General features: G+C 35.9%; 11 protein-coding genes. 4 read left to right on the forward strand and 7 right to left on the reverse strand.

The window, feature by feature from the left end; genetic code table 11:
• The first annotated feature begins 4 nt into the window (after positions 1–4).
• Genes ACFX4I_RS12180 through ACFX4I_RS12190 form a run of 3 tightly spaced genes read left to right on the forward strand, consistent with a single transcriptional unit; the run spans position 5 to position 3385 of the window.
• Positions 5–838, forward strand: coding sequence for a carbohydrate ABC transporter permease (locus tag ACFX4I_RS12180; protein ID WP_230162282.1), 834 nt, complete (start codon positions 5–7; stop codon positions 836–838).
• Positions 838–1659: a carbohydrate ABC transporter permease gene (locus ACFX4I_RS12185; protein ID WP_063234577.1), complete on the forward strand. Its 822-nt coding sequence runs from the start codon at positions 838–840 to the stop codon at positions 1657–1659. Before ACFX4I_RS12180 ends, ACFX4I_RS12185 begins: the two co-directional genes overlap by 1 nt.
• Positions 1660–1705: 46 nt before the next feature.
• Complete coding sequence (locus ACFX4I_RS12190; protein ID WP_377420883.1) at positions 1706–3385, forward strand: glycoside hydrolase family 13 protein; 1680 nt, start codon at positions 1706–1708, stop codon at positions 3383–3385.
• A gap of 406 nt (positions 3386–3791) precedes the next feature.
• Here the strand turns inward: ACFX4I_RS12190 and ACFX4I_RS12195 are convergent, their stop codons facing one another.
• Positions 3792–4556, reverse strand: coding sequence for a hypothetical protein (locus ACFX4I_RS12195; protein ID WP_230301963.1), 765 nt, complete (start codon positions 4554–4556; stop codon positions 3792–3794).
• A gap of 627 nt (positions 4557–5183) precedes the next feature.
• Between ACFX4I_RS12195 and ACFX4I_RS12200 the strand changes: the two genes are divergently transcribed.
• A complete protein-coding gene (locus ACFX4I_RS12200; protein WP_230301962.1) occupies positions 5184–5870 on the forward strand; it encodes an ArsR/SmtB family transcription factor in 687 nt (228 codons plus the stop codon).
• A gap of 92 nt (positions 5871–5962) precedes the next feature.
• Here ACFX4I_RS12200 and ACFX4I_RS12205 read toward each other — a convergent pair whose 3' ends face one another.
• The 6 genes from ACFX4I_RS12205 to ACFX4I_RS12230 all read right to left on the reverse strand — a co-directional run bounded on the left by ACFX4I_RS12205 (position 5963) and on the right by ACFX4I_RS12230 (position 12622).
• Positions 5963–6847, reverse strand: coding sequence for a DMT family transporter (locus ACFX4I_RS12205; protein ID WP_230301961.1), 885 nt, complete (start codon positions 6845–6847; stop codon positions 5963–5965).
• 222 nt (positions 6848–7069) lie between these two features.
• A complete protein-coding gene (locus ACFX4I_RS12210) occupies positions 7070–7624 on the reverse strand; it encodes a Ger(x)C family spore germination C-terminal domain-containing protein (RefSeq protein WP_377420886.1) in 555 nt (184 codons plus the stop codon).
• Positions 7625–7647: 23 nt separating this feature from the next.
• Positions 7648–8208, reverse strand: a complete 561-nt coding sequence (locus ACFX4I_RS12215; RefSeq protein ID WP_377420888.1) for a Ger(x)C family spore germination protein — start codon at positions 8206–8208, stop codon at positions 7648–7650.
• Positions 8208–9716 (reverse strand): spore germination protein, encoded by a 1509-nt coding sequence (locus tag ACFX4I_RS12220; protein WP_377420890.1) that lies wholly within the window; start codon positions 9714–9716, stop codon positions 8208–8210. The genes ACFX4I_RS12215 and ACFX4I_RS12220 overlap by 1 nt, the downstream gene beginning before the upstream one ends.
• Complete coding sequence (locus tag ACFX4I_RS12225; protein WP_377420892.1) at positions 9688–10791, reverse strand: endospore germination permease; 1104 nt, start codon at positions 10789–10791, stop codon at positions 9688–9690. Before ACFX4I_RS12225 ends, ACFX4I_RS12220 begins: the two co-directional genes overlap by 29 nt.
• A gap of 1081 nt (positions 10792–11872) precedes the next feature.
• Positions 11873–12622, reverse strand: a complete 750-nt coding sequence (locus tag ACFX4I_RS12230) for a TerC family protein (protein ID WP_377420894.1) — start codon at positions 12620–12622, stop codon at positions 11873–11875.
• Between the last annotated feature and the right edge of the window lie 400 nt (positions 12623–13022).

Here is a 13022-nt window from a genome sequence, read left to right on the forward strand (position 1 = left end):
CTGGATGGTGCTTCCAGCATTTTTAATATTTTTTGTATTTCATACAGTTCCAGTTTTTCAAGGAATGATTTATAGTTTTACAAATTATAAAGGGTATGGGGATTTTAATTTTGTTGGCTTAAAAAACTATGTGAATTTATTCCAAGACCAACGTATTTTGGCTTCCTATGGCTTTACATTTAAATTTGCCATTGTTTCCACTTTACTCGTAAATATCATTAGTTTGGCAATTGCCATAGGACTTAATGCAAAGATTAAATTTCAAAATACACTTAGAGCTGTGTTTTTCGTGCCGAATATTCTAAGCGTATTAATCGTTGGGTTTATCTTTAATTATTTATTTGCATTTTTTATCCCTCAAATTGCTGAAAAGTTGGGCATCACATCTTTAACACAAAATATTCTTGGTAACCCAGATTTAGCATGGGTTGGAATTGTGATTGTGGCTGTATGGCAAGCCGTTGCATTTAATACCATTCTCTATTTAGCAGGATTACAAACGATTCCAACTGAATTGTACGAAGCTGCTAGTTTAGATGGTGCGGGAAAATGGAAAAGTTTTAAACACATTACATTTCCACTTATTGCATCTTTCTTCACCATAAATATGGTGCTTGCAATGAAAAACTTTTTGATGGTATTTGACCATATTATTGCAATGACAAATGGAGGTCCAGGTCAATCCACGGAAGCCATTTCGGTATTGATATATAAAGGGGGCTTCTCAGGGGGGGAGTTCGCTTATCAGGCAGCAAATTCTGTGATCTACTTTATTTTAATTGTGGTTATATCAATCCTGCAAATTAAATTCCTTCAAAAACGTGAGGTGGATATGTAATGGAAAGTAAAAAAGTAAATTGGCCTATAACCATACTGCTAATTTTTTGCTCACTGGTTATCTTATTTCCCCTCTACCTAACAGTCGTGACAGCATTCAAGTCACCAGATGAAATGAGTAAATCCCTTTTGTCTCTGCCTCATACATTAAGATGGGAAAACTTCGCTGAAGCCATTCGCCTGACGAATTTTTTTCAATCTATTAAAAATAGCTTTATCGTTACAGTTTTTACAGTTGCTCTTACATTACTGACAAATTCGATGGTGGCTTATGCCATTGCACGGAATATGCATAGACGATTCTTTAAGTTGCTTTATTACTATTTTGTTAGTGCGATGTTTGTACCTTTTCCGATCATTATGTTGCCTGTTGTAAAGCAAACTAGCCTATTCGGATTAAATAATATGACAGGACTTATCTTTCTGTATATTGTATACGGTTTGGCTTTTAATATTTTTATTTATGTGGGCTATATACGTTCGATTCCCAAGTCATTAGAAGAAGCAGCTTATGTAGATGGAGCAAGTATTTGGACAGTATTTTGGAAAGTTATTTTTCCATTATTAAGCCCAATAAACGCAACAGTCGGAATTTTAACATGTTTGTGGGCATGGAATGATTTTATGTTACCACTTGTTATTTTAAGTGATCGTGATTCGATGACATTGCCGCTTGTTCAATATGTATTCCAGTCACAGTTTACAACAAATTATAACTTAGCATTTGCCTCCTATTTAATGGCACTCTCCCCTATGGTCCTTGTTTATATCATAGCTCAAAAATGGATTATTAGTGGTGTGACAAAAGGTGCTGTTAAATAAGGGGAATATGAGACTGATTAAGAAACAAATTAGAAGTGAAAGGAAGATGAAATTGGAGAAAAAATGGTGGAAAGAAAGTGTTGTTTATCAAATTTATCCTCGGAGTTTCATGGATAGTAACGGGGACGGAATTGGAGATTTACGTGGAATTATTTCAAAACTTGATTATTTAAATGAATTAGGAGTTAATGTCGTTTGGCTATCACCTGTTTTCAAATCTCCAAACGATGATAATGGCTATGATATTAGTGACTATCAAGACATTATGGATGAGTTTGGTACCCTGAATGACTGGGATGAACTTTTGGAAGGATTACATTCACGCAATATGAAATTAATGATGGATCTAGTTGTTAATCACTCATCAGATGAACATAAATGGTTCATTGAATCCCGATCATCAAAAGATGATCCGTACAGAGACTACTATATTTGGCGCCCCGGCAAAGATGGAAAAGAGCCAAACAATTGGACATCAGTTTTTAGTGGTCCAGCTTGGCAATATGATAAAGAAACAGATGAATACTACCTTCATCTGTTTAGCAAAAAACAGCCTGATTTAAATTGGGCAAACCCTACAGTAAGAAAAGAAATTCATGACATGATGATATGGTGGCTTGATAAGGGCATTGATGGTTTTCGAATGGATGTGATTAACCTCATTTCCAAAGCGGAAGGATTGCCCAGCACTCCAGGCGGAAAGCGATACGACTGGGGTGGCGATTTCTTTATGAATGGTCCTCGTGTGCATGAGTATCTACAAGAGATGAATCGTGAGGTACTTTCGAAATATGACATGATGACAGTCGGCGAATGTCCTGGGGCATCCGTTGATGATGCCACTAAGTATGCGAATAGTGAAGGTACTGAACTAAATATGATTTTCACATTCGAACATATGGATTTAGACTCAGGACCAGGCGGAAAATGGGATGTAAAGCCTTTAAAGCTGGACGATCTTAAAGAATGCATGACAAAATGGCAGAAAGGATTGGAAGGAAAAGGATGGAATAGCCTTTATTTAAATAACCATGATCAACCAAGAATGGTCTCTCGCTTTGGCAATGATACATCTTACCGAGTAGAATCCGCAAAAATGCTTGGAACATTCCTTCATATGATGCAGGGAACGCCTTATATTTATCAAGGTGAGGAAATAGGTATGACAAATGTTAAATTTAGTCTTGATGATTATAAGGATATTGAGATTCTGAATATGTACCGTGAAAAAGTTATAGAGGGTCAAGAGGATAAAGCTAAAGTAATGGAATCCATTTATATTAAAGGCCGTGATAACGCTAGAACTCCTATGCAATGGGACGATAGTAAAAATGCTGGTTTTACAACAAGTACTCCTTGGTTAAAAGTAAATCCAAACTATAGAGAAATTAATGTGAAACAATCATTAGAAGACTCGAATTCTATCTTTTACTACTATCAAAAACTAATTAAGTTAAGAAAAAAATATGACGTAATTGTGTACGGTGCATATGATCTTATTTTAAAAGAAAATGAGCAAATTTATGCGTATATACGTACTTTAGATAACGAAACATTACTTGTTATTTGCAACTTTACAGGGGAAGCAGCCTACTTTGAATTACCAGAACACATTAGCTGTGAAGCTAGACAACTGCTAATCAATAACTACACGGATCAAAACAGTGATGAAATTTCTTCTAATACATTAAAACCTTATGAAGCGCGCGTTTATCTCTCGAAGTAACGAAAAAAAGTAACCTCGATCGTTTTTGACTTTATGCAGAGTTCACCTTTTGATGAACCTATTCTTTTTAAGCATATGCATCGTAAGGTTCGTGTGCGAGGACTTACAATTAATATTCTAAAGCTAGATATACGGATACTTTCAGATTAAAAAGGCATGTGTATAGCAATAAAAAATAAATTTATATCCGAAAAACTTACCCATTAGGTAAGTTTTTCTTTTTTTTCGTTTTAAATTACCGATAACAATACTAGTGAATTTAAATGAGTTATTATAATTCATGTGTTTTGCCTTAACCATGTGGATGCAATCACCCTAGAATTTCCGGTTAATTTAACTCTTCTATTTAATTCTTTAAAGAGCTCAATATTTTCTTTATCCCTCCTGCAAATAAAAAGCACCCAATTTAATGGATGCTTAGATTTCCTTTCTTTCGTAATCTTATTTCAAATTTATCACTGAAAAATTCATTTGCATTAAATATAGTACTAATGTCTGAAATATCACCAACGTTCACAATTAAAGCTTCATCAACTTCTTGATCTGTGAGAACTATGCGATATTCATATTGATTTTCAAAGTATTTATCTTTCCAAAAGTAAATATCAGTCCCTTGATTTTTATAAGAGCTCATCCTAGCTGAGGAATTGATGTTATAATCATCATATTTTACCAACCCTCCTCTGTAAGCATAACCTTTTTCATTGAGTGTTTTAGTAATTCTGTCAATAAATTGCGATGGGGTAACAAAAATCAAGCTATCTCCGAACTCCCTGATCATTTTATCGATTTGTTCATTAGGTAAATCAAATTTGGTATAGTAATACTTGTCATCCTCCTTAACCACTTTTAACATATCGCCGACAATTGCAAACATACAATATAATGGTCTTTTTTCATTTATATTTTTTCTGAAATTCATTTTTTTAGTTCGCCCGGACATTATTAATTCATGGGTATCCTGAGTAAAGAAATTCATTGTTAATTCCGTAAAAACATGTGCTGCTTCAAATTTGTCTCCTACACCTTTTTCCCCTAAAGCACTTTCCATATCAATATACTTTTTGAAATTATTCATATATAAATCTCCGGACAAGAAACTTTCCACAAAAGGTGTGAACTTTATAAATCCAAAAACTTGGCCTTTAAATCCAACGTCTGATATTTTCATACTCTTCATTCCCTCCTATTTGACTACTAAATTCGACAAAAGGGACTATTCACCGGTATTTATTCCAAGACTATTAAGGAACGTTTACTGTTAGTGAACATGTAAGAATGTATGCCTAGTTTACAAAGAATATACTTCATTAAAAAACGCTTATCCAAAGGATAGACAGTCTTTCTTCTTTACAGTCTTTTCTTTAACCTCTCCTGATTCCATAATCTCTCCCCAATAAAAAAAGCACCCAATTTAACGGAAGCCCCTTTAACATCTATAAAACACCTTCGAATATAGATCCCCAAAAACCTTCCGATATTCAGGAAACACTTGAACCTATATATTTACCCGTTCAAGCTTTTCGTTGAAGTGAAATTCAAACGGGAGTGCCCACGGATTTTAAGGCTTCACGGAAAGATCAATTCTTTTAAAATCTATGATTTCTTCCTGCACTGCGATTTGGACCATTTCATCGGCCGTTTTCAAAAATATTTAAAGCGGGAATCGTGAATATACAGAATATCACTAGGGCAGCGGTACTGTATAATAGAAAAATAAGTTTACATATTTTAATGCTATTTACTTTGCGTTCAGCTTATTCAAACTTAAATATCGGTAGAAAGGTTGATAACTATTTTGAGTATAAATCCAAATATGGTGGAGATAGCCTCCCTTCTTGGGGAAAAGTCACGTGCAACAATTCTTGCAAGTTTACTGGATGGGCGTTTTCATACGGCAGGTGAATTAGCATTGATGGCTGTAATAACACCTCAAACCGCCAGCTTTCACCTTTCTAAATTAGTGGAAGGTAATCTTGTTAAAGTTGAAAAGCACGGAAGACATCGTTACTATCAGCTAGCAAATGGAGAAATTGCGCACATTTTAGAATCATTTCTTGCCATTTCCCCACCTCCTGAAGTTCGGTCGTTAAAACAATCAAACCAAGTCAAATTGCTTAAGGAAGCCAGAACTTGCTATGATCATTTGGCAGGAAAACTAGGAGTCCAATTAACTGAATCGATGTTGAAAGCCGGATATTTGAAAATAGAAGAGAGAGAGTTTACAGTCACACCCAAAGGAGATCATTTTTTTTCTGAATTCGGCATCGATTTACCTGATTTAAGAAAAAAGCGCCGTTCATTTTCCCACTCATGTTTAGACTGGAGTGAACGTCACCATCATCTTGGCGGTGCTTTAGGAAATGGGCTCCTTACACATTTTTTTGATTTAGGCTGGATAGTCCGTGTTCCATCTATTCGCGCAGTAAAAGTAACAGCTAAAGGGAAAGAAGGATTTAAAGAAGTTTTTTGTATAGAGGTATAATTTAATAATCCCTCGTGAAAAAGAAAAGAGGCGCTTTTCTTTTTCACGAGGGATTTTCTGACCTTGGCAGCTTAGGAAAATCCATACGATTACTATAAAGCTCTTTTTACAAATTTATTTTCCTTTTGGAAATTGCTATTTACAAGATAGATGCCAATGATAATAAATAGTCCGCCAATTAGGAGTGAAGTGTATATCGGTTCACCTAATAGTGCCCACCCTGATAATACTCCGAAGAAAGGTGCCAAAAATAAAAAGGCACTTGTTTTTCCTGGATCACTCTTTTGTAAAAGGTAATACCAAACAGCGAATTGCACGATCGATGACATGATACTTAACCATAATAAAATGAACAACGAATGACCATTCATTATGAAGAATGGTTTTTCAAGAATAAAGCTGCCAAGTAAAAGCAGTAAACCGCCAAAAAGCATCTGATAAGCAGATAATACCCATGTATCGGAAATCGCTCCCCATTTTTTCGCCAATAAAGTGGAAATGGCCCAGAAAACAGCAGAAAGAATGCCGAAAAGAATACCAACCTTAAACTCAAGTTGAGCCCCCATCGTTATAATTACTCCACCTAATCCTAATGAAACTCCAATCCATTGATATAGTTTATAGCGTGTTTGTGAAAAGATGGTACCGAATACAACAACAAGTAACGGGTTCGTGAATGTAAGTATTGAGGATTCACTTGCTGTTATAGTGCGTAAACTCAGGAAAATGCACCCCATTACTCCGGCTGTTTGAAAAGTGCCGATAATAAGCATTTTAATCCAATCCCCTCTAGAGTTTGGATGCGGTCTTTTTAAAAAGATTACGATCATCGCCATTATGAATCCTGCAAGTGTGAAGCGTAATGCTGCTAATAATAATGGGGATGAATAATGCAGACCAATTTTAACTACTGCAAAGGAAGAACCCATTAAAAAAGTCGTTAAAAGTATCAACAGTGTAAATTTGTAAGCATTCATTTTTTTATCTCCTGACATATTTAAATGACCTATCTACCAATATTATAGCTGGTGATTATTTCAGCTATCATCGAAATATGGAATACAAGTGGAGATAAATTAGATAGTATACATGGTTAGTTGTTGAATATATCATTTACAGTGGCTGCCATATCATAATCATTGGAAACGACTTTGAAGAAAGATTCTGTCATGGCAGCCTGCGATCCACTTCTGAAGGTATCAATTCATGTACTCATATTTATAATCGCCTGTTATTTTAATAGCAATATCCACCTGAATATTACGGATGGATCCTTCATTAAGGCTAAAACCACCTTTGGAAATTTCTTTCCATTTTTTCAAATCCTTTCTGTAGATAACTTCTTCTAAATTATAGATGTCTATATTTTTTTCAAGAGCATATTTGTACGTATCCCTAATTTCTTTCTCTAATTCCCCCTGTATTTTTTCTTTAAGGTGGGGTAAGGAGATGTTTTCTTCCATATCCACTACGGTACCTTCTACTTCAATTGAAATATCGAATTCGACTTTATCATTTACATAGATAGGTTTTATATTGAATTTTGGCCTCATTAGAGATAATTGAACATTTTTGTTTTTGTTGATTTTTATTCTAATTGGGGACCTTACCGTTGATTTTGTTAACCATCTCATACCCCCAAGATGTTTATTTGCTATCTCCCCCTTTAGCTGATTATTTTTAATAAAATAGGACCCTGATAGTTTTACGGTGTTCTGTGTTTTTTCTTTTGCTTTCCATACCTCATTTTTCAACGAAATCTTCGGTAGTTTTATTGTCATTCCTGTTTCATAATTTTGCGTATAAAATCTTTGAATCTGATGGGTTCGACAAAGGATCTTAATTTATAAATATCCTCCGGATTGAAAATGCTTGTTTGCACTGAAGAGCCGAATAAACTATTGACAAAGAGGATCTTTTCTAAGGAATCATCGGTTCCATATAACCAAGTTGTTTCCCTAATTTGCTGAAATCTTAAAATGGGGTCGTTTACGTTGTCCAATCCATGTTTTAGTAAGCTTTCAGAGAAAATGATCAATTTAACATGAGCCCAATAAATATACTGGTTTGACCTTTTATAAATGTCATTCATGGCCTCATTCATTGTTTTCCCGCGTCCCTCGGCGACCCAAACAGGTGTTGGTTTTGGTTCCAAGCCCTCTTGTTTAGCCACACCGGCAAAAGACGTCACCTGCACATAAATGACATACTGACCATTTTGATAATCTATTCCCATTGCACTTATATATTGAATATCTTGAATATCCTTGGCATCCCAGCAGCCACTTAAAAGAGCAAGGCTCATTACGAATAGTATAAATCTAAGGATCATTTTCATTAGCGATTTCCTTTTGTTCTGTCCTTTGTTTTCAGCATTTCGGCACGTTTCTTTCTAAAGAGATATGGCTTCACAAAGACACCGCCCCCTAGAAGATCTTTCAAGGATAGTGGTGATATAGGAGCTAAGTAGGGTAAACCATAAATCTGCAGCCTTGATATATAAAGGACAATGGAGAAAACACCGAGAAAGAATCCGAATAAACCTAACACAGAAGAGAGAAATAATACAAAAAACCTGGCCATGCTTACAATTCCACCTAAAGATTGATTGATTAATGTATAGGTGGCTACCGCAGTAGTACCTGCCACCACCAACATCGTCGGGGATGTAATCCCGCCTCTAATTGCCGCATCCCCTATAATTAAGCCACCCACAACGGCCAGTGATTGACCGATTGCTTTGGGGAGTGTGATCCCTGCCTCTCGAAACAACTCAAATAAACCCAAAATCAAGAAGGCCTCTTGTTGAGGTGATATAGGCAACCCAAATCTAGATACGGTTATCGTCGCCAAAAATGGGAAGGGGAGCTGGTCTAATTGAAATGATATTAGTGCTATATAAAAACCTGGCAGAAATATTGATACCATTAGTCCGAAAATGCGAAAGAAATATTCGAAATTTGTATAGTAAGATGGAGTATGACGATCTTCCGCGGCTTTTAACAATAATGTAATATTACCTGGTCCAATTAAGGCAGTTGGTGACCCATCCACTAAAATGGCAAAGCGCCCATTATTTAAACTGGCTACAGCATAATCCGGCCTCCCTGTATAATCAAATAACGGGATCAGGTTGAACTTACTGTCTGATAAAAATTCTTCAAGTTCAGTAGTTCCCAACAAGATATCTGTGTTTATGGAGGAGATTTTTCTTTTTACTTTTTCAATGGTTTCTGGATTTACAACATCCTTCACATATAATAAATTGATTTTTGTCTTGCTCCTTTTCCCAATGGTAAATGATTGATTTTCGAGTGATGCAGTTTTATATCTTTTTCTGATCAACCCTAAATTAACAGAGATATCTTCGATAAATCCATCACGCGGACCTCGGATGGAAATTTCACTACGTGTTTCCTCGGGACTTCGATTCGGGATGCTTGGTAGGGAAAACATAAATAATAATTCCAATTCTTCAAATAGCATCAGGACCATCCCGGAAAATACGTTTTCCTCCACATTTTCTTTTAAAGTGGAGGAAGGGAGAACCCTACTGACTTTAAATTCTTCATGCGGATCCTCTATAACCTCTTCTTCCTTCAGTTTAGAATTTATGAATACACTATCAAGCCGTGCTACTGATTCCCACATTTTTTTGACATCGACCAACACCTCTGAATAAATCAAAGTGCAAATAAGGGGCGGATCTGTTTTCCCTTCAGATGTAATGGTATGCTTTTTGAATTTTACATCCGAGCTCATTCCGAATAGTTCATTGAAATATTCCGTCGTTAGTTGGATCTCCGAAGAACTCCCCTTATTTGCCTTGTTCAATAGAGGCTCCATTCTTTTTCACCCTTTCTTTCAAAAAAATGACTATGTTAATGAAAAAGGTTATAACCAAAATGCTAATCACACTCAATTTAAAATAATATCGTTCGGTAAAATTCCTGTATGCTGGAATGTCGATTGGTATACAAAGCGCAATGATTAAGGAGACTGATATAGCAAGCAATACAATATTTTTTATTTTCTTTGATTTAATTTGAAACAGTTCCCCCATTAGGAATATCGATAACGATACACGGATAAATGCACCTGAAAGCCATTGGTATATTGATAAAAAATCCAGCCGGTTCAAATACTTACCCATAGTTAGTAACCGCCATTGAGCGTATGCAGGATTGCTGATTTTTGCAGCCTGTACCGGACCAAACTCTGTAATGGAGCCTATTATGGGTCCCATACTGATAAACAAAAGAAATAAACCTAAAAAAAGTAAACTCCTGAACTTTATTTCTGTCTTTACAAACTGTTGAATCAAAATGAGTAGAAATATCTCTGTAAAACCTCCACCTAGTATTACGACCCCGTCCCAAACAGGTGTAAATCCATTTTCAAAAATAGGGAAAAGCAAGGAATAATCCTTATACTGTATATTTGCCGTCATTATCATAAATCCAAGTGCCACAACAAGGGGCAAAACCAATCCCCCGGCAATGGCTATTGTTTTGATTCCAGCCTCTGCAGCAATAAAACATAGGATGATGAAAGGTATAAATAATATATATTCTGGCGTTTGAATCATATAAGTACTGTTTACCCAGGAAAATGTGCTAAATAAAGTGACAAACAAGTTTAATAAAATATAGAAGAAAAGAAGGATTTTTATGGACCAGGCGGCGAGCGGGTGACTGTGAGTATGAAGCCAGCCAATGATATGCTGTTGTTTTGTTTTATTTATGATCCAATAAACCATGGGAAGCCATAAAAGAAAAAGCACTCCGGTGACTAAATTACTGATCCATGAATCTCTTCCGGATGCCCCAAGCAGTGAAGGCAAAACGATAACATGGTTCATCAACCCAATAGATAGAATCAGCACCATTGTCGCTTGAAAAGTAGATATACTTTTTATCATGTGACACATCCCCTCTCTTTTAATATGAGGAGGCATTTTTGTTTTTATTCATACGGAGCATCAATTCTTTAAGGGACAGATAAGTATTTGAACGTCCCTTCCCGTCAATAAGCTCCGTTGAATCAACTGCCATTTATCATCGGCTTTGCGATAAATAATTTAGAGAGACATTTTTTGTTTACAAATCAGAAAAGTTTTGTACGGTTTCATCGAACGCTCAACAGGCACCAGCTGTTTTTTAGCTGGTGCCTGTTGGCGTTTATCCCTTATACTGTATCCTACCAGTATGTATGATAATTTAAGATGTTAGATTTGTAGGTTCTTCATTGATAGTTTTTTCTATACTGCTGCTTTCTGCCGTCAAATGCCACAAAATTATTCATTAGTTAAAGCATTAGAAGTAGTTGAAAGAAACCTGATTGTTACCTCATATAATATACAAAAGTTCAGGAATACATGAAAGGTCGCTCATCAATTATCCATTAGCCAATCAATAGAATCACGGTTAGTGCGGAAATACTGTAAAGATTTAGACCTTATAATTGATTCATTAAAAAATATATCATAAATATAAGTGGGCTTTTTCATTAGAATTGTCGGCGGTTCCATAAAAAAAAGGAAACTAAGGAAAGTAGATACTAGCCGATCAGAACTGGTCATCGGTTTGGATATAAAAACGATGCAATGCCCTTTCTTACATTTCGGCAGTGCTGCCTCTGGTCTTATTGAACGTTGCCCATAAATCTTCAAGTATCCTCATCTCGCATCGTGCACAGTACACAGATTTTTGCAGTGGATAAATAAATCAGGTTATTTGCTTCATACATGATATACAAACAGGATTTGTTAAACATTATTAAAAGAGACCACTTATTGTGGTCTCCTCAGTTTTTAGGCAAAAGGGTTCTATCTAAATGATAATACAATGTTGATTGGAGCGCAAAGGAGCCAAGGAGAGCAAGTGCCTGGAGGCAAAAAGACCGAAATTGGAAGTCAAGTCGGTCTAAAAATCCTATTTAGCAAACATAAGGTTTAAAAAATTAACACTAAGGGTTTTCAACTCTTTTTTATTCTGATAACATTAGTCATTTTGCTTATCGTTTTTCACTGTTTTTCCAGATAAAAACCATCCGCCTATAGCAATAAGAAGCATGACTGACCAAAAGATAATATTCCAAATCGGTCCTTCAACAAAATCGTGTGGGATAATGTGCACGGCTGGATGTGCAAGGGTATGCATTAATAACTTAACCCCTACCCAACCAACGATTAACATGGCTGCCGTTTCGAGGCTTGGTCGCTCCGTCAGTATCTTAACAAAGTACCCTGCTGCAAACCGGATGACAATTAAACCTGCAATTGCCCCTAATAAAATAACAATGAATTTTGCCCCATCCATACCTCCTATATCACCCATTGGTGTATCTGGCAAGGCAATGACAAGAGCGACTGCAGCTAAAATGGAATCGATAGCAAAAGCAATATCAGCCAATGCAATTTGCGCAACGGTCATACGGTAGCTTTTCCCTTTTCCCTCTTTTTCCCCGTGGTCCTTTTTTAGTAAATGCTTTAATGAGATGAAAATCAAATATGCAGCACCAATTGCTTGAACTTGCCAAACATGGAAAAGGTACGAAATAATGAAGATTGCACCAATCCTGAATATAAAAGCTAAAAGCAACCCAATATTAATCGCTTTTTTTTGCTGTTCTTTTGGTAAATGCTTTGACATAATGGCTAATACCAATGCATTATCGGCAGATAATAAGCCTTCTAAAAAAATTAGAATAATTAACACCCAGCCATATTCCAATAATAACGATAATTCCATGATACCCCCCTAAAAGCATGTATAAGAATGCGTATGACTTCAAACCAAACAACACTTTCTCCTCCAATATTGTCCCATCTTAATTACTTCCTTATTCAACCCTTCCGTCCCATTAACTCCATTTGAGTAGGTGGCGACTCCCCTATTGAAAGCAAGGCATCCGTTAGCTCTATAATATATTCTTTTTTGCTTAGTCTTAGCCCATTGAGATAAACTGGGATTCCAGTATGCGTTTTTTCAAATTCATCACCCCAAGATTTATTTTACATTCCCTTCCATTCTAGCAGAAACTTAATATTTCCAAGATTAAGAATTCTTATCTTTTCATTGCAAACTAAAAAGCACCTCAAATATTCACGACGGATAACAGGTAAGATTAAACATCATCGTGCCTTAAATG

Source organism: Peribacillus sp. YIM B13472, from assembly GCF_042788005.1.
GTDB lineage: Bacteria > Bacillota > Bacilli > Bacillales > DSM-1321 > Peribacillus > Peribacillus simplex_E.